General features: G+C 72.8%; 17 protein-coding genes and 2 tRNA genes. 13 read left to right on the top strand and 6 right to left on the bottom strand.

Annotated elements, in window-relative coordinates; all coding sequences use genetic code 11:
• Positions 1-202 precede the first annotated feature (202 nt).
• Positions 203-1012 (bottom strand): metal-dependent hydrolase, encoded by an 810-nt coding sequence (locus OERS_RS07405; RefSeq protein ID WP_056646980.1) that lies wholly within the window; start codon positions 1010-1012, stop codon positions 203-205.
• A 245-nt stretch (positions 1013-1257) separates the two neighbouring features.
• Here OERS_RS07405 and OERS_RS07400 point away from each other — a divergent pair, with 245 nt between their 5' ends.
• The 8 genes from OERS_RS07400 to OERS_RS07365 all read left to right on the top strand — a co-directional run bounded on the left by OERS_RS07400 (position 1258) and on the right by OERS_RS07365 (position 8364).
• Positions 1258-1752: a methylated-DNA--[protein]-cysteine S-methyltransferase gene (locus tag OERS_RS07400; protein ID WP_056646977.1), complete on the top strand. Its 495-nt coding sequence runs from the start codon at positions 1258-1260 to the stop codon at positions 1750-1752.
• A gap of 64 nt (positions 1753-1816) precedes the next feature.
• Positions 1817-2359: an RNA polymerase sigma factor gene (locus OERS_RS07395; protein ID WP_068625295.1), complete on the top strand. Its 543-nt coding sequence runs from the start codon at positions 1817-1819 to the stop codon at positions 2357-2359.
• Complete coding sequence (locus OERS_RS07390) at positions 2356-3006, top strand: methylated-DNA--[protein]-cysteine S-methyltransferase (protein WP_082618587.1); 651 nt, start codon at positions 2356-2358, stop codon at positions 3004-3006. Before OERS_RS07395 ends, OERS_RS07390 begins: the two co-directional genes overlap by 4 nt.
• Positions 3003-3947, top strand: a complete 945-nt coding sequence (locus tag OERS_RS07385; RefSeq protein ID WP_248948437.1) for a DNA-3-methyladenine glycosylase family protein — start codon at positions 3003-3005, stop codon at positions 3945-3947. Before OERS_RS07390 ends, OERS_RS07385 begins: the two co-directional genes overlap by 4 nt.
• A gap of 56 nt (positions 3948-4003) precedes the next feature.
• On the top strand, positions 4004-4252 hold the full coding sequence (locus tag OERS_RS07380) for a hypothetical protein (protein WP_211268450.1): 249 nt from the start codon (positions 4004-4006) through the stop codon (positions 4250-4252).
• A gap of 134 nt (positions 4253-4386) precedes the next feature.
• Complete coding sequence (gene ligA, locus OERS_RS07375; RefSeq protein ID WP_068625311.1) at positions 4387-6402, top strand: NAD-dependent DNA ligase LigA; 2016 nt, start codon at positions 4387-4389, stop codon at positions 6400-6402.
• Positions 6403-6445: 43 nt separating this feature from the next.
• Positions 6446-7840, top strand: coding sequence for an LssY C-terminal domain-containing protein (locus OERS_RS07370; RefSeq protein WP_068625294.1), 1395 nt, complete (start codon positions 6446-6448; stop codon positions 7838-7840).
• Between the two features lie 89 nt (positions 7841-7929).
• A complete protein-coding gene (locus OERS_RS07365; RefSeq protein ID WP_068625293.1) occupies positions 7930-8364 on the top strand; it encodes a VOC family protein in 435 nt (144 codons plus the stop codon).
• A gap of 69 nt (positions 8365-8433) precedes the next feature.
• Here OERS_RS07365 and OERS_RS21490 read toward each other — a convergent pair whose 3' ends face one another.
• The 4 genes from OERS_RS21490 to OERS_RS07350 all read right to left on the bottom strand — a co-directional run bounded on the left by OERS_RS21490 (position 8434) and on the right by OERS_RS07350 (position 9822).
• The gene (locus OERS_RS21490) at positions 8434-8592 is read right to left on the bottom strand and encodes a hypothetical protein (protein ID WP_169834197.1); all 159 of its coding nucleotides are present in this window, start codon (positions 8590-8592) and stop codon (positions 8434-8436) included.
• Positions 8592-9353 carry a class E sortase gene (locus tag OERS_RS07360; RefSeq protein ID WP_068625292.1) on the bottom strand — a complete coding sequence of 254 codons (762 nt, stop codon included), beginning with the start codon at positions 9351-9353 and terminating at the stop codon, positions 8592-8594. The genes OERS_RS21490 and OERS_RS07360 overlap by 1 nt, the downstream gene beginning before the upstream one ends.
• A 196-nt stretch (positions 9354-9549) precedes the next feature.
• A tRNA-Leu gene (locus OERS_RS07355) sits at positions 9550-9634 on the bottom strand.
• Between the two features lie 103 nt (positions 9635-9737).
• Positions 9738-9822 (bottom strand) — tRNA-Leu (locus OERS_RS07350).
• Between the two features lie 228 nt (positions 9823-10050).
• On the opposite strand from OERS_RS07350, the gene OERS_RS07345 reads away from it, so the two are divergent.
• The gene (locus OERS_RS07345) at positions 10051-11310 is read left to right on the top strand and encodes an AI-2E family transporter (protein WP_409365919.1); all 1260 of its coding nucleotides are present in this window, start codon (positions 10051-10053) and stop codon (positions 11308-11310) included.
• Positions 11311-11384: 74 nt separating this feature from the next.
• Here OERS_RS07345 and OERS_RS07340 read toward each other — a convergent pair whose 3' ends face one another.
• Complete coding sequence (locus tag OERS_RS07340; RefSeq protein WP_139107739.1) at positions 11385-11867, bottom strand: YdeI/OmpD-associated family protein; 483 nt, start codon at positions 11865-11867, stop codon at positions 11385-11387.
• A gap of 94 nt (positions 11868-11961) precedes the next feature.
• Here OERS_RS07340 and OERS_RS07335 point away from each other — a divergent pair, with 94 nt between their 5' ends.
• The 4 genes from OERS_RS07335 (at position 11962) to OERS_RS07320 (ending at position 17467) form a co-directional block, all read left to right on the top strand.
• Positions 11962-13170, top strand: coding sequence for an RtcB family protein (locus OERS_RS07335; RefSeq protein ID WP_068625291.1), 1209 nt, complete (start codon positions 11962-11964; stop codon positions 13168-13170).
• Positions 13171-13397: 227 nt separating this feature from the next.
• Entirely contained in the window at positions 13398-14513 is a 1116-nt protein-coding gene (gene ald, locus OERS_RS07330) for an alanine dehydrogenase (RefSeq protein ID WP_068625290.1), read from the top strand.
• A gap of 125 nt (positions 14514-14638) precedes the next feature.
• Positions 14639-15283 carry a GNAT family N-acetyltransferase gene (locus OERS_RS07325; RefSeq protein ID WP_068625309.1) on the top strand — a complete coding sequence of 215 codons (645 nt, stop codon included), beginning with the start codon at positions 14639-14641 and terminating at the stop codon, positions 15281-15283.
• Between the two features lie 96 nt (positions 15284-15379).
• Entirely contained in the window at positions 15380-17467 is a 2088-nt protein-coding gene (locus OERS_RS07320; protein WP_056646954.1) for a M3 family metallopeptidase, read from the top strand.
• Positions 17468-17668 lie beyond the last annotated feature (201 nt).

Raw genomic sequence — 17668 nt, 5'->3', positions numbered from 1 at the left:
GGGGCTCCTCGGGTGAGGTGAGGAGCCGGGCGTCAGAGGCCGGGGCTCCTCGGGAAGGTGGAGGCGTGGGGAACGACGACGACGGTCATCACGTCACCTCCTCCTTCTCGCGGCCCGGAGGCCTCGCGCTCGCGCCGGAACTTCTCCGGCGGACGTGCCTACCCTCGCACCCGGTGGCGAGGGCAGGCAACGGTATTTCCGCTCAGCCGCCGAACGACTGCACGAGCAGCGTGTACGTGCCGCTCGTGTCGAATCCCATCTGGGTCAGCAGGGACCACACGACGCCGACCACGGCGTACGCGCTGACGGGGATCAGCAGGAGCCACTCGCGCACCGACCCGGCGTTCCCGAGGACCGGGAGCGCGAAGTTCCCGCCCGGACGCCAGATGTCGTTGAGCACGTTGGTGCGCCGCACCCAGCGAGGGGCCTTGAACGTGATGGGCCACAGCAGCGGGCACCCGCCCGTGGTCATGACGTCGCCGATGATGTGGACCGTGACGCCGAGCCCGACCGCGACCGGGAGCCAGTTCCACTCCTCGGGGGCGAGCAGCGCGATGAGGACCGCGATCGTGACCGACCCGATCCATGGACCGAGCCTGCCCCCGCGCGTGAGCTTGAGCGCCTTGAGCGCGAACGCCACGAGCAGGATCGCCACGAACCCCGCGCCGATCGCGACGGTCCCGAACGTGTCCGACTCGATCGTCACGAGCCCCGCGAGCCAGGCGAGGCCCGTGAAGACCGCGATCCCGAGGATCGAGTGCGTGCCGCGGCGGTGGCCGCCCGAGATGGTCTCGACGACGTTCGCGACGCCCTCGGACACGGGCGGCAGCGAGTGCGCGATGGTCCCGGAGTGGTGGTCCGCGTCGGGCAGCAGGGCAGCACCGGCGCACACGATCGCGCCGGTGATGACGCCCACGTCCGAGACGGGGTAGATCCCGAGCGTGTACGGGGCGGTCGAGGTGACCGCCACCCATGCGGCCGCGCCGCAGGCGGCGTGGTGGCCACCCATCATGATGCGTTCGTCCCGTCAGTCGTGTTCGTCCCGCACGAGCGGTTCGCGCGGTCTGTCCCACGCGACAGCACACCCTACCCGGCAGGCACCCACACCCGACCTCACGTCCTGTCAGACCCTGGCGTCTACAGTGCATGGGACACACCGACACCAGGCCTGCACGCACGCACCGGACCGGAGGCACACCGTTGTCGCATCTGCTGGAACGCCCGGAGCCGTCCGAACCCGCTCGCCCGGGGCGGACCGTGCGCCACGCGGTCTTCGGCTCGCCCGTGGGCGACCTCACGGCGATCGGGGGCGCGGACGGGCTCCGGGCCCTGTACTTCGACGCCCACAAGCGTCGCCCCACGGGCGAGACGTTCGGCGAGCGCGACGACGACGCGTTCGAGGAGGTCCGCGTCCAGGTCGGCGAGTACTTCGCCGGCACGCGACGCGCGTTCGACCTCGAGCTCGCCCCGGTCGGCGACGGCTTCCAGAAGAAGGTCTGGGCGCTGCTCGCCCAGATCCCCTACGGCGAGACGCGTTCCTACGGGGACCTCGCGCTCGCGCTCGGCGACAGGAACCTGGCCCGCGCGGTCGGGTCGGCCAACGGCCAGAACCCGCTGAGCATCGTCGTGCCCTGCCACCGGGTCATCGGCGCCGACGGCAGCCTGACCGGGTACGCGGGCGGGATCGAGCGCAAGCAGTTCCTGCTCGCCCTCGAGGAGTCCGACGAGACCCGAGCCAGCCGGCTGTTCTGATGGCCTCTCGCGTCCTGCGGCACAGGTCACCTCACGTCCTGGGCGTGCGGTGCGTCTACCGGACGTGAAGCCCTTCGAACGCGTCGTCGCCGAGCACGGCGCCACGGTCCTGCGCGTGTGCCGCGCGGTCCTCGGCCCCGTGGACGCCGACGACGCCTGGTCCGAGACCTTCCTGTCCGCCCTCACGGCCTACCCGCGCCTCGACGAGGGGGCCAACGTCGAGGCCTGGCTCGTGACGATCGCGCACCGCAAGGCGATCGACGTCACCCGGCGGCGCGCCCGCGCTCCGATCGCGGTGCCCGACGTCGCCGACCTGCTCCACGAGCCCAGCCGCGACGGGATCCCCGGGCGACGCATCGACCAGGGCGACGACGACCTGTGGCGGGCGCTCGCGGCCCTGCCGCCCAAGCAGCGGCAGGCCGTGGCCTACCACCACGTCGCCGGCCTGCCGTACCAGGAGGTCGCGTCGATCCTCGGAGGCAGCGCGGAGGCCGCACGTCGCGCCGCCTCGGACGGCATGGCGACGCTGCGGCGCACGTATCCGGCCGCCCGCTCCTCGTCACCGGCCCCCTCGCCCGCCCGCACCTCGAAGGGAAGTGCCTCATGAGCGACACCTCGCCCCGTCCGACCGACCTGCTCGCCTCCCTCGGGAGGGACCTCGACCGCGGCGCCGCGCCCGACGACGACTCCCGGGCCGCGCTCTCGCGGCTGCACGACCGCCTCGCGGCCGACGCTGCGTCGTCGGGCCTGCTCGACGTCGCCTACCGCACGCTCGACACGCCCGTGGGCACGCTCCTGCTCGCCGCGACCGACCAGGGCGTGGTGCGCATCGCGTTCGACGTCGAGGGGCACGACGCCGTGCTCGACCGCATCGCCCGCACCGTGAGCCCGCGCGTCCTGCGCGCCCCCGGGCGCCTGGACCGGCTCGCGACCGAGATCGACGAGTACTTCGCGGGCGAGCGCCGCGCGTTCGACCTCCCGCTCGACCTGAGCATGGCCTCGGGACCCTTCCGGCGCGAGGTGCTAACCCACCTGCGCGACATCGGCTACGGGCGCACTGCGTCCTACGCCCAGGTCGCGGTGGCGGCGGGCAGCCCGCGCGCCGTGCGGGCCGTGGGGACCGCGTGCGCCAAGAACCCGCTGCCGCTCGTGGTCCCGTGCCACCGGGTCGTGCGCTCGGACGGCACGAGCGGCAGCTACGCGGGGGGCGCGGAGGCCAAGCGCCTGCTGCTCGCCCTGGAGAGCGCGGCGTGACCCCCCTGCCCGACGGCGTCACGACGGCCCCGCAGGCCGGCGCGCCCGCGGACAGGGCAGGGTCCTGGACGCGCCACGTCCCCGTGGTCCGGCCCTTCGACGCGGCCTCGGCGCTCGCGACGCTCGTCGCGCACGCCGTGCCCGGCGTCGACCGGGTCGACCGCTCCGGCGTCGACCGCGGCGAGGTGACCCGGCTCGTCGAGACGAGCGAGGGAGCCGTTGCCGTGACGGTGCGGCTGACGCCCGAGGAGATCGGTGTGCGGGGGAGTGGGCCGGGCGCCGACGAGGTCTGTGCTCTGGTCGCCCGGTGGTTCGACGCGGACGCCGACCTCGCGACCGTGCACACGGTCCTGGGCGCCGACCCGGTGCTCGCGCCCCTGCTCACCGAACGGCCGGGACTGCGCGTCGTCGGGCACCCGTCCGGGTTCGAGGCCGCGGTCACGACCGTCCTGGGCCAGCAGGTCTCGCTCGCGGCGTGCCGGACCTTCGCGGGGCGGCTCGCGGGAGCCTACGGCCGTGAGGGCGACGTCGCGGGCGCAGACGGCCTGCGCCTGTTCCCCGACCCGGACACGCTCGCCGGCGCGCAGGCCGCGGAGCTGCAGTCCGCCGTCGGGATCACGGGCGCCCGGACCCGCACGCTGCTCGCGCTCGCCGCGGCCTGCGCGGACGGGCTCGTGCTCGGGCCCCACGTCGCGGACGACCCCGCGGCGCTCGCGGACACCCGCGCGCGGCTGCTCGCCCTGCCGGGGGTGGGGCCGTGGACCGTCGACTACCTCTCGGTCAAGGTCCTGGGGGACCGCGACGGGTTCGTCCCGGGGGACCTCGTGCTCCGCAAGGCGCTCGGCGGGATCGACGCACGTGCGGCCGCGCGGACGGCCGAGGTCTGGGCGCCCGTCCGGGCCTACGCGCTGTTCCACCTCTGGACGCACACGGCCTACTGACGCCTCGCGACCGGAGCCATACTGGAGGAAGCCTCGGCCCTCGGGAGGGACGCACCATGAGCACCACGACGCACACCGCACCGGACCTCGACACGCCGGACCAGGACCCGGCGGACGACGACGTGCGCCGTCGGACGCCTGACGGGGGAGCGGCCGGACCCGAGACGACGAGCGGCGCGGACGACGACGTGCGCGACCAGATCGAGGCCGGGGTCCTGTTCGCCAACGGGCGGCTCGCCTGGGCGCACCCCGAGCTCGGCGACCAGGTCGTCGAGTTCAACCCGGTCTGCGACTGCTCGGTCTGACCCGGCCCGTCGGGCGCGCGGCCCTCCGGGAGGAGCGGCGACCGGCGCGCGTGGGTGGCGTGCGCAAGACTGCACCCCGCGGGCCGACCGGCCCGGCACGAGGGTGCGAGCACGCACACGCGAAGGGCATGCAGATGAGCGACACCGACCTGACCGCGCTGGCCGAGAGCCTGCGCGCCGCCGCCGGCGCCTACTACGACACCGACGAGCTCAGGATGTCGGACGCCGAGTACGACTCGGGCATCGAGCAGCTGCGCATCGCCGTGGCCTCCGACCCCTCGCTCGCGGGGCAGTTCGCCGACCTGCTCGACGCCGTGGCAGCGGGCCAGTCCGTGGGAGGCGACGTCGAGCACCCCACGATGATGGGTTCGCTCGACAAGGCACCCACGCTCGACGCGCTCGACGCCCTGGTGCTCGCGATCGACGGCCCGGTCGTCGTCGAGCCCAAGCTCGACGGGCTCGCGATCCGGGCGCTCTACCGCGCCGGAGGCCTCGACCTGGTCGCCACGCGCGGCGACGGACGCACCGGCGAGGACGTGACCGAGCGGGTCCGACGGCTCGAGATCGACGGGCTGCCCGTGCGGCTCGTGGGCGCGGACCTCTCGGTCGAGGTGCGGGGCGAGGTGTTCATGGCCGACGCCCGGTTCCCCGCGGCGCAGACCGCCCGGGCCGCGCTGGGCGGGGCACCGTTCGTCAACCCGCGCAACGCCGCCGCGGGCATCCTGCGCAAGGGCGACGCGGCCTACGCGGGGCTCCTGACGTTCGCCGCGTACGACGTGGTGCCCGTGCACGGCTCCCCGGCGACCGTCGCAGACCCGTCGTACAGCGCCCGGCTCACGGTGGTCGAGCAGGCCGGGATCGGCACGGCCCGCGCGCTGGCCCCGTGGCTCGCGGGCGGCGAGCCCGTGGTCCTGACCGGGGAGCCGGGCACGGTCGCGGTGCGCTCGGCCGTGGCCGCGCTCGCCGAGCGCCGTCCGGACCTCGGGTTCCCCATCGACGGGATCGTCGTCAAGGCGGACCTCGACGAGGACCGCGCCCGGCTCGGCTCCGGATCGCGCACCCCGCGGTGGTCGGTCGCGTACAAGTACGAGGCCGAGACCGCCGTGACCCGGGTCGTGGCGATCACGACCGGGGTCGGTCGCACGGGGCGTCTCGCGATCCGCGTCGAGGTCGAGCCCGTGTTCGTGGGCGGCACGACCATCACGTTCGCGACCGGGCACAACGCGACCTGGATGCTCGAGAAGGACGTGCGCGTCGGGGACACGGTCGTCATCAAGCGGGCCAACGACGTGATCCCGTACATCGAGTCCGTGGTCCTGGACGAGCGTCCGGCCGACTCGACGCCCTGGACCCCGCCCGCGACCGACCCGAACGGCGGCGAGTGGGACAAGAGCACGCTGCTGTGGCGCTCGACCGACCCGAGCCTGTCGGTCGGCGCGACGATCCGGTACGCCGTGAGCCGTGACGCCCTGGACATCGAGGGCATCGGCACGGAGATCGTCGAGTCGCTCGTGGAGCAGGGTCTGGTCGCGGACGTGGCGGACCTCTTCTCGCTCGACGTCGAGACCCTCACGTCGCTGCCGCTCGGCGAGGGCCGCATGCTCGGTGCCAAGAACGCCGTCAAGATCGCCGCGGAGATCGAGCGGGCCAAGGGGGCGGCCTGGAACCGGGTCATCACGGCGCTGGGCATCCGCATGACCGGGCGGACCATGGGACGACGCCTCGCGGCGGCCATCCCCACGCTCGACCTGCTGCGCGCCGCGACCGCCCAGGACCTGGCGGCCGTGGACGGGATCGGACCCATCCGGGCAGCAGCGATCCGTGAAGGGCTCGACGACCTCGAAGCCCGAGGGGTCCTCGGACGACTGGCGGCCGCGGGGGTCCACACGGGCACCGCGCCGGACCCGGAGGACACGGTGGCCCTGCCGCTCGCGGGCATGACCGTCGTGGTGTCGGGCGCCGTCCCCGGCTACTCGCGGACCACGGTCGCCGAGCTCGTCGAGGCCAACGGCGGCAAGGCGTCCTCGTCGGTGTCGTCCGCGACGAGCCTGCTCGTCTCGGAGCCCTCGACCTCGAGCAAGTACGTCAAGGCCACGGACCTCGGGGTGCGCATCGTGACGCCCGCGGAGTTCCTGGAGATGGTGGGGTAGCGCTCGCCCGGCCCGTTCCCGCCCTGCGCCCTAGGGTGGGATCGTGACCCGCCAGAGCGCACCCGACGCGGTCGGCCCCGTGGTCCCGGCCACCGGCCCGGCGCCGCGGCGCCGCGTGAGCCACCGGCTCGTCGAGCTCGGAGACGGCTTCTTCTTCGTCTTCGCGGGCCTCGCCTCGGTGTGGCTCGCGTGGCTCGTGCTGAGCGAGTCGATCCACATCGGCTGGTTCACGGTCCTCTACGTTGTCGCGGTGTGGCTCGTGATCGCGTACCTGGCCCTGCCACGCCTGCACCGCATCCTCACGACGCTCTACGTGCCCGAGTACTTCATCGGTCGCACCCGGACCGCGAACGGCCTGCTGGGCGACCCCGTCAACCTGGCCCTGCTGGGCGAGGAGGGCCAGGTGCGTGCCGCGATGGAGGCCGCGGGGTGGACGGTCGCGGACGACGTCACGCTGGCCTCGAGCGGGCGGATCGTCGCGGCGACCCTGAGCAGGCGCAGCTACGACCAGGCTCCCGTGAGCCCGTTGTTCCTGTTCGGGCGTCAGCAGGACTTCGCGTACCAGCAGGAGGTCGAGGGCAACCCGTCGCGACGGCACCACATCCGGTTCTGGCGGTGCCCGCCCGACTGGCCGCTGCCAGGTGGGCGTCGTGTCGACTGGCTCGCGGCCGGGACCTACGACCGGTCCGTGGGCTTCTCGCTCTTCACGCTCCAGGTCACGCACAAGATCGAGGCGGACACCGACCAGGAGCGCGACCACGTCGTGGCCACGCTCGAGGGCGCCGACGTCGGCGTCGAGGTCGAGGTCATCGAGGACTTCTCGACGGGCTATCACGCGCGCAACGGCGGGGGCGACGCGATCAGGACCGACGGCGACCTGCCCGTGGTCGACGTCCGGGCGGTGGCGGCGCCTGCCGAACGAGTCGCGGACCGCGCCGCGCAGAAGCCTCGCCGCCCGGCCGCCACGACGGCCGGCGCGCTGCTCGTCGTGCTGGGCGTCGTCGCGGACATGATCTGGCTCGCGAACCTCGCGCTGCACTGGGACCAGACGCTGAGGTCGTTGTTCCTGGGCGGCGACGTGACGCAGCAGGACATCGACGAGGCGTCGGGCCCCCTGCTGGTCGTGGTCGTGGTGATCCTCTCGCTCGTCGCCCTGTTCCAGCTCTTCCTGGCCTGGCGGGTCTTCAAAGGCCGGACCTGGGCGCGTGCCCTGGTCATGGTGCTGGCAGCGATCAGCACCACGTCCTCGTTCGTGGGGTGGGCTGTGTCGGGGGACCAGATCACGCTCCGCACCACGCTGCTGACCGTGGCGCTCGACATCCTCGTGCTGCTCACGCTCTCGAGCAGGGACGCCGCGGCCTACACGCGGGACGAGCGGACGGAGCGGCGTCTGCGGCGAGAACGCCGGCGCGCGCCCGTGGTGCCCGCCGTCGGGTGACGGTCCCGGCTCGTGCCAGTGGCGTGCCGCTGGCGTGTCGCGAGGCGATCGGCCGTGCTCGACGAAGGACGCGTGGATATCGTGGCCCGATGGCAGAGGTCAAGCAGTTCCAGGTCACCTTCGACTGTGCGGATCCCGAGCGCGTCGCCCGCTTCTGGTGCGCGGTGCTGGGATACGTGGTCCCGCCGCCACCCGAGGGGTTCGCCACCTGGGAGGACTTCGCCGGCTCTCTGCCGCCCGCGGACCGAGGGGCCGCGTTCGTCTGCCAGGACCCCACGGGTGTGGGGCCGCGTCTCTACTTCCAACGCGTCCCCGAGGGCAAGGTCGTCAAGAACCGCGTGCACCTCGACGTGCGGGTCGGCACCGGGCTCGTGGGCGCCGAGCGCCTCGCCACGCTCGAGGCCGAGTGTGCGCGGCTGGTCGCGCTCGGCGCGACCCGCGTACGCCTGCTGCCGGCCGACGAGGACGAGGAGTCCTGCATCGTGATGCAGGACGTCGAGGGCAACGAGTTCTGCCTCGACTGAGCCGCGGCTCAGAGGCGACCCGTGCCCTGTTGACCCGACGAGTCGGTGCCGCGTCCGGCGATAGCCGCTCTAGTCGAAGTTCGGGTCGCCGTTGACGTTGAACGTCTCGGCGACCCACGGGAACACCCACGTGAACAGCACGAGCACCACGGCCGCGACCAGGATCAGCGACTGGACGACCTTGGCGAAGCGGTTGCCCGGCAGGTGCCGGAAGATCCACCCGTACATCACTGCACTCCTGGGTCGTTGAGGACTTGCTCGGGCATGCCGTCGGCACGGTCCATCCAGCCGACGAACTTCGCGTAGGTGATCCAGCGGTGGGAGTTGCCGAACTCTCCCAGGGTGGGGGAGTGGCACGTCGTGAGGGTCAGGAGCCGCTCGGTGGGCTCGACGCCTGGCTGGTTCGGTACGGGGGCGATGACGTCGACCTGGCTCGGGAGCACGATCTCGTGGCCCGTGACCTCGTACACGTACCAGGTGGTCGCGGTCTCGACGATGACCTGGTCGCCCTCGACGAGCTCGTTGACGAAGCGGAACGAGTTGCCATAGGTGCGACGGTGCCCGGCGAGCGCGAAGTTGCCGACCTCGCCGACCTGCTGGGTCTGCGTGTAGTGGCCGGCGACGGCCTTGTTGAGCAGTCGGGTCGCCGTGCCCTCGACGATCGGCATGGTGTTGTCGGTCTTGCCGTACCAGGCGGGGACGACGAGTGCGCCGATGGTCTCGCCCTCTGCCACGGCCTCCGGGACGGGCGGTGCGTCGGTGCGCAGCTCGCCCGCGACCTGCGGGGCCTCCGGAAGGGTCTCCTGGAACTGGGTCATGATGGTCTGCGCGGCCTGGTTCGACTGGACCGTGGTCCACCACAGCTGCCACACGACGAACAGGCCGAAGATCACGCCGAGGGTGATCAGCAGCTCGCCCAGCACCCCGAAGGCCGCGGAGATGGCGCCGCCGCCGGAACGGCCGTGCGTTCGGTTGCTGGTGTGCCTCACAAGCCCTCTTCTCCGGTCGTGACCGCGGCGCGGATCGAGTCCACAGCCTAGTCGGTCCGGGCGAGCCGGGGCCCGTGCACGGAGGGTGGAAAGGCCCGTCGTCGCGGGTGAAGGGCCGGGCCAGGGGGGCGGGCAGAAACAGCGAAGCGGGCCCAGGTTGCCCTGGACCCGCTCCGCTGTTCGCTGTCTCAACGAGTGTCCGGAGGGGGACTTGAACCCCCACGCCCGATAAAGGGCACTAGCACCTCAAGCTAGCGCGTCTGCCATTCCGCCACCCGGACGGGTGTCATGCTGTGTCCTGCTGCCGGTGCTTCCACCGGGTCCCGCACAACGAAGCGGACCGAGGTTTCCCTGGTCCGCTTCGCGGTTCGCTGTCTCAACGAGTGTCCGGAGGGGGACTTGAACCCCCACGCCCGATAAAGGGCACTAGCACCTCAAGCTAGCGCGTCTGCCATTCCGCCACCCGGACAGGTGTCAGGTCCCGGCGTTCCCGCCGGGGGCCTTGCGGGGAAAAACATAACACGTTTCGGGCACCAAGCGTGCATCGGGTCCGTGGGGCAGACTGGGGAGCGACCCTGGTCCCCGGGCACCGGTCGGTGCAGGTCAGGGCTGGTTTCACCAACCGGATCGTCAGTGGGATGGGGTGCTCGTGGCCGAGGACAAGGACGCACGACAGGACGGCGCCTCGTCGTCGAGCGTGGGGAGCGGGGGTGATCGTCCTTCGGCCTCGGTCAAGCACCTGGCCGGCGCCAGTCCCGCGGCGCGCAAGGTCGCGGGAGCACGGCGGAACCCGTCGGTCGTCGGCTACGACGACACCGTCCCGGCCTGGCTGCGCACGAGCGCGGGGTGGTCCTGGCGGCTCCTGCTGCTGATCGCGGGCATCGGCGTGATCTTCTACGCGACCGCCCAGGTGCAGATCGTGTTCATCGCGGTCTTCCTGGCCCTGGTCATCACCTCGGTCCTGCGCCCGGTGACCGACTGGTACGCGAAGATCATGCCGCGCGGGCTCGCCACCGCTCTCGCGCTGCTCTCGGCGTTCCTGGTGCTGGGAGGCCTGCTGACCTACGTCATCACCTCGGTCGCGGGGCAGTGGGACAAGCTGGCCGGCCAGTTCAACACCGGCATCGAGAAGATCTTCGACTTCCTGGAGCACGGCCCGCTGCCCGTGACGATCACGTCCGACGACGTCGACACCTGGATCGAGAACGGCCGCAAGTGGATCACCGAGCACGGCGGCGACATCGCGAGCCAGGCTGCGGCGAGCGCCGGCTCGGTGTTCGAGGCCTTCGCGGTCCTCGCGCTCGCGATCTTCTGCACCATCTTCTTCCTGGCCCGGGGCAAGGACATGTGGACCTGGTTCCTCAACCAGCTCCCCGCGCGGTCGCGCGAGACGTGGACCGTGGCCGGCGGGGCGGGCTGGTACACGTTCTCGGGATACGCCCGCGGGACGGTCATCATCGCGCTGGCGGACGGGATCCTCGCCGCGATCGTGCTCGTCGTGCTGGGGGTCCCCCTCGCGGCGCCGCTCGCGGTCCTGGTGTTCATCGGCGCGTTCATCCCGCTCATCGGTGCGCCCGCGGCCATGGTCATCGCCATGGTGGTCGCGCTGGCGGCCAACGGCGTCGTCAACGCGGCCCTCGTGGGAATCTTCATCGCGCTCATCGGGCAGTTCGAGGGCCACATCCTCCAGCCGCTGGTCATGGGCAAGCAGGTCTCGCTGCACCCCGTCGTGGTCGCGCTCGCGGTCACGTCGGGAACGTTCATCGCGGGCATCCTGGGCGCCGTGGTCTCGGTCCCTCTCGTCGCGGTCGCCTGGGCGGTCTTCAGCAAGCTGCGCCGCAAGGACCCGCCCATGGAGGACGAGATCCCCACGGCCAAGGAGATCGCGCTGTCCGGGCGTGAGCGCTCCTCGAACGGAGGGAGCACCAACGGCAAGGAGGCGACGGCCGACGCCTGAGGTGCGTGCCGTCGTCGGGCAGCGACCAGGAAGCCCAGCCCGACGACGCAGCCCACCCCGTGCGGACAGCCCGCCTACTTGAGGCGGAGCCCCGCCCGCACCCGCTCGACCGTCCGGTCGATGCGCGACACCCGCGTCGCGGGGCGCTTGGCGTCCTCGACCCACGCCGCGTACTCGCGCTGGTGCGAGTACGACATCGCCCGGAACGCGTCGAGCACGCCGCCGGCCGCGAGGGCGGCCTCGACGTCGGGGGCCAGGGCGACCACGCGGGGCGCGTCGTCGAGCTCGAGGCGCACGTGCACGGTGTCGCCCGGCCCCTTGCCGATCTGCTCCTGGACCGCCTTGAGGACGCCCAGCAGGTGCGGCCCGCCGTACGTGACCAGCGAGCCGCGGTACGGGACGCCGTCGATCGTCGTCGCGACCGGGACACGCCCCCTGGCCCCGAACAGCTCGGAGACGTCGCCCGGGAACGCGACGAACGACCCCGCGCCGCGCTCGGAGGACCGGGTGATGACGGCGTCGAACTCGAGCAGGCCGGGGTTCGTCCAGGTGGGCACGCTCCGACGCTAGCCCCGCCGTGCGGCCACGGCACCCGGGCTCGTCGCGCAAATCAGTCGCCGCCGTTCGCGGCGACCTGCCACTGTTCTCGCCATGAGCACGAACACCCGGGCGACCGCGAAGAACGCGGCGACCCGCCTGACCACGACCCTCTGGAGCTGGGCCTCGATCCTCGACGACGGCGCCCGCGAGCAGGCCGAGCGCACCTCGACCATGCCCTTCGTCTACCCGCACCTGGCCCTCATGCCCGACGCCCACCTGGGCCTGGGCGCGACCGTCGGCTCGGTCATCCCCACGCTGCGCTCGATCATCCCCGCCGCGGTCGGCGTCGACATCGGGTGCGGCATGGTCGCGGTCCGGACCCAGTACACGGCCGGCGACGTCGCCGGGCCAGCGCTGCGCGACCTGCGGCTCGCGATCGAGAAGGCCGTGCCCACGAGCGCCGGCTCCTACAACCAGCGCCTGACCGAGACGGCCGAGGCGCGTGTGGCCGAGCTCGAGACGCTCGCGGACAAGGCGGGCTTCGACCCCGCACGGTACGCGGGGAGCTGGCGCCTGCAGCTCGGGTCGCTGGGGTCCGGGAACCACTTCATCGAGGTCAGCCTCGACGAGGAGGACCGGGTCTGGTTCTTCCTGCACTCGGGGTCGCGCGGGGTCGGCAACAAGATCGCGCAGCACCACATCGCGGTCGCGCGCGGGCTCATGACCCGGTACTGGATCGACCTGCCGGACAAGGACCTCGCGTACCTCGTCGAGGGCACCGACGAGTTCTGGGCGTACGTCCGCGAGCTGCGGTGGGCCCAGCACTTCGCGCTGCTCAACCGTGAGGAGATGATGGACCGCGTCGTGGCCGCGTTCGACGCCTGGTCGGGGCTCGCCCCGGTCGAGGAGGCCGAGCGCATCAACTGCCACCACAACTTCACCGAGCGCGAGCACCACTTCAACAAGGACGTGTGGGTCTCCCGCAAGGGGGCCATCCGTGCCCGCGAGGGGGACCCGGGGCTCATCCCGGGGTCCATGGGCACCGCGTCGTACGTCGTCGTGGGCAAGGGGAACCCGCTCGCGCTCGACTCCGCGCCGCACGGCGCGGGACGGGAGTACTCGCGGAGCAAGGCGCGCAAGACCTTCACGCACGAGCAGCTGCGCGAGGCCATGGCGGGCATCGAGTACCGCGACACCGACGCGTTCATCGACGAGATCCCGGCGGCGTACAAGTCGATCGACCGGGTCATGCAGGACGCGGCGGACCTCGTCGAGGTGCGTCACACGCTGCGGCAGATCGTCAACGTCAAGGGCGACTGACCGGCTCACGGGTCGTCGCGCACCGGGGCGTCCTCGCCCAGGGCCGGGCCTGGGGTCGTCCCCAGCCCGGCCCGACGGCGGAGCGCACCTTCCCCGCGACGGTGCGCTCCGCCGTCGGGCCGGCAGGGGACGGCGGGACGCGGTGCCCCACGCGATGCCATGCCCCCGGCCCTTGTCGCTCGGGCGCTCGGCGCGCGTGATCGGCCGGCACGCGACACGCTGACGGCATGAGGATCGGGATTCCAGCCGAGGTCAAGAACAACGAGTTCCGCGTCGCGCTCACCCCGGCGGGCGCCCATCACCTGGTCGCCGCGGGGCACGAGGTCCTGGTCCAGGCCGGGGCGGGGCGAGGGTCGGCCATCTCCGACGAGGAGTTCGCGGGCGCCGGCGCGCGCCTGGTGAGCACGGCCGAGGAGGTCTGGGGGCGCGCCGAGCTCGTGTGCAAGGTCAAGGAGCCCGTGCCCAGCGAGTACCCGCTCCTGCGCGACGACCTGCTGCTCTTCGCGTACCTGCACCTGGCCGCCGACCCCCTCGGCACGGCTGCGCTGCTCGACGCGGGGACGACCGCGGTCGCCTACGAGACCGCCCAGGCGCCCGACGGCACGCTCCCGCTGCTCGCGCCCATGAGCGAGGTGGCCGGGCGCATGGCGACGCAGGTCGGGGCCTATCACCTGATGCGTCCCGCGGGCGGCTCGGGCGTGCTGCTCGGCGGCGTGCCCGGGAGCAGGCCGGGGCGGGTCGTGATCCTCGGCGGCGGGACCGCCGGCCGGCACGCGGCCGAGATCGCGGTCGGGATGCGCGCCGAGGTCACGATCCTCGACCTGTCGCTGCCCGTCCTGCGAGCGCTCGACCAGGAGTTCGCGGGCCACGTGCGGACCGTGGCGTCGAGCGCGTACGCGATCGAGCAGGAGGTGCTCGGGGCCGACCTCGTGATCGGCGCGGTCCTCGTCGCGGGGGCCCGGGCGCCGCGGCTCGTGACGAACGACCTCGTGGCGCGCATGCGGCCGGGGTCGGTCCTCGTCGACATCGCGGTCGACCAGGGCGGCTGCTTCGAGGACACCCGGCCCACGACCCACGACGACCCCACGTTCCAGGTGCACGGCTCGACGTTCTACTGCGTCGCGAACATGCCGGGCGCGGTCCCCGTGACCAGCACGCACGCCCTGACGAGCGCGACGCTGCCCTACCTCGCGCTCCTCGCCGACGGCGGGACGCGAGCGCTGCGGACGGTCCCGTTGCTGCGCAACGGGCTGTCGACCGTGACCGGGACCCTGGTCAACGAGCAGGTGGGCGCGGCGCTCGGCCTGCCCTGGACGCGCACCGAGGACGTCCTGGGGGAGTGACCTGGGCGTCAGGGATCACAGCGGAGCACGGCGAGGACCACCCCGGTGCGCGGCGCGCCGGGGCCCCGGTCGCCCGGGCGGACAGGGCCCTGTCGGCCCCGGACGCCGAGTGGCATGCTGTCCGGATGGAGCCTTTCGTCCTGTCCAACGAGCACGTCCACCTCGCGATGCCCACCGCCGCGGACGTGGACCGCATCACCGAGCTCTGCCAGGGCGCGGAGATCGCCGCCTGGACCACCGTGCCCAGCCCGTACACGCGGGCGGACGCGGCGGCGTTCATCGAGGAGGTCGTGCCCGAGTCGTGGCGCACCGGCCGTGGGAACACGTGGGCGGTCCGCCGACCAGATGCCCCCGAGGGGCCGGTCCTCGGCATGGTGGGGCTCGCGATGGACACCTCGCCCACCCCCGAGAAGTCGGCCGAGATCGGGTACTGGCTCGCACCTGAGGCGCGCGGCGAGGGACTCATGACGGAGGCCGGGCGGATCGTGACCGACTGGGCGTTCGACGACGAGGGGCTCGGGCTCGCGCGCATGGTCTGGACCGCGTTCACGGGCAACTGGGCCTCGCGTCGCGTCGCGTGGCGGCTCGGTTTCCGGGTCGAGGGGACGGTGCGGGGCTTCGGCGTCCAGCGGGGCGTGCGCCGCGACGCGTGGATCGGCACCCTCCTCGCTGGCGACCCGCGCGAGCCGGTCGAGCCGTGGCCGTCCGCCGAGGCAGGGGACCGCGTGGGGGCGGACGCGGGTGCGGGGGAGCCGGCGCCACGGGCGTGACGAGCGGGTCCGGGCGGACGGTCGGCGCACGGTCGAGGGCGACCACGCCGGGAAGGGTGTCGTGACCACGGCGCGCGTCGGGCGAAGATAGGACGCATGACGAGCACCCTCGACCCGGCCAACCCCTTCGCCGCGGCGTCCACCCTCCCGTACCAGCTCCCCGACTTCACGACGATCCGCGAGGAGCACTACCTCCCCGCTCTGCGCGCCGGCATGGACGCCGAGCGCGCGGAGATCGAGGGGATCGTCACCAACCCCGAGGCGCCCACGGTCGCCAACACGCTCGAGGCCCTCGAGTCCGCGGGCCGGCTCCTGACCCGTGCGGTCACGGTCTTCTACAACGTCGCGAGCTCCGACTCGACGCCGGGACTCGAGGACATCGAGGAGACCATCGCTCCCGAGCTCTCGGCGCACCACGACGCGATCTACATGGACGCCCGCCTGTACGCACGCGTCCGTGCGCTCCAGGACGCCGTCGACGCGGGCGACCTCACGCTCGAGGCCGACACGGCCTGGCTCCTGCACACGCTGCTCGTCGACTTCCGCCGCTCGGGCATCGAGCTCGACGCTGCGGACCAGGACCGCCTGCGCGACCTCAACGGGAAGCTGACCTCGCTCGAGGCTGCGTTCGGTCGCAAGCTGCTCGCGGGCGCCAACGCCGCGAGCGTCCTGGTCGACGACGCAGCCGAGCTCGAGGGCCTGCCCGAGGACGCGATCGCCGCGGCGGCCGCAGCGGCCGCGACCCGCGGGCACGAGGGCAAGTACCTCCTCGAGATGCAGCTGCCCACGCAGCAGGGCGTCATCGCGTCGCTCGCGCGCCGCGAGACCCGGGAGCGCGTCCAGCAGGCGTCCATGACGCGCGGCGCGACGGGCGACGACAACGACACGCGCCAGATCGTGATCGACCTCGCGCGCCTGCGCGCCGAGCACGCCCGCCTCCTCGGGTACGACCACCACGCGGCGTACATCGCCGAGGACGCCACGGCCAAGACGACCGGTGCCGTCAACGCGATGCTCTCGCGCCTGGCCCCGGCCGCGGTCGCCAACGCGCGCCGCGAGGCCGGCGACCTCGAGGTCGCGCTCGCCCGCGAGGCAGGCGACGACGCCGAGCTGCGCGCGTCCGACTGGGCCTACCTCGCCGAGCAGGTCCGCAAGGAGCGCTACTCGCTCGACGACGCCGCGCTGCGTCCCTACCTCGAGCTCGACCGCGTCGTGACCGACGGCGTGTTCAAGGCCGCGAACCTGCTCTACGGCATCTCGTTCGCCGAGCGCTCCGACCTGGTGGGCTACCACCCCGACGTCCGCGTGTTCGAGGTCTTCGACGGCCCGGTCGGCGAGCAGGACCAGGGGCTCGGGCTGTTCCTGGCGGACTTCTACACGCGCGAGTCCAAGCGTGGCGGCGCGTGGATGAACAACCTGGTCGACCAGAACCACCTGCTCGACCAGCCGCCCGTCGTCGTGAACAACCTCAACATCGTCAAGCCCCCGGCGGGCGAGCCCACGCTGCTCGTGTGGGACGAGGTCATCACGCTCTTCCACGAGTTCGGCCACGCGCTGCACGGGCTGTTCTCGGACGTGCGCTACCCGTCGCAGTCGGGCACCGAGGTGCCGCGCGACTTCGTCGAGTACCCCTCGCAGGTCAACGAGATGTGGGCCTGGGAGCCCACGATCCTCACGTCCTACGCGGTCCACCACGTCACGGGCGAGCCCATGCCTGCCGCGTGGGTGGAGACCATGCTGGCCTCGCGCCTGTTCAACGAGGGCTTCGGGACGACCGAGTACCTCGCGGCCGCGCTGCTGGACCAGGCCTGGCACCAGCTCGCCCCCGAGCAGGTCCCCACGAGCGTCGACGAGGTCCTGCCCTTCGAGGCCGCGGCGCTCGACGCGGCCGGCGTCGGGTTCGCGCCCGTGCCGCCCCGCTACCGCACGACGTACTTCAACCACGTGTTCGGCGGCGGCTACTCGGCCGGCTACTACTCCTACATCTGGTCCGAGGTGCTCGACGCCGACACCGTGACCTGGTTCGAGGAGAACGGCGGCCTGAACCGAGCCAACGGCGACGCGTTCCGCAAGAAGCTGCTCGCGCGCGGCGGCTCGGTCGACCCCATGGTCGCGTTCGCGGACCTACGCGGCCGCGACCCGGAGATCGCCCCGCTCCTGACGCGTCGCGGGCTCGACGCGTAGTCGTCCCCGCTGCGCCGAGGTGGACCCACGCACGGGTCCACCTCGGCGCCCGGGCGCCCGGAGCGAGCCAGGGTCGGTTCAGGGCAGGGGTGGGGGAGACCCCCGATGTGCCCGACGGCGTGCCCTCCCTAGCCTGGAGGCGAGCCGCCCCGGCGGCCCGCCGAGAGCGGGGCCGTCCGCACCGACCTGACCTGGGAGCCC

The organism is Oerskovia enterophila (assembly GCF_001692445.1).
GTDB lineage: Bacteria > Actinomycetota > Actinomycetes > Actinomycetales > Cellulomonadaceae > Oerskovia > Oerskovia enterophila.
This window is presented reverse-complemented; position numbering and strand designations above follow the sequence as displayed.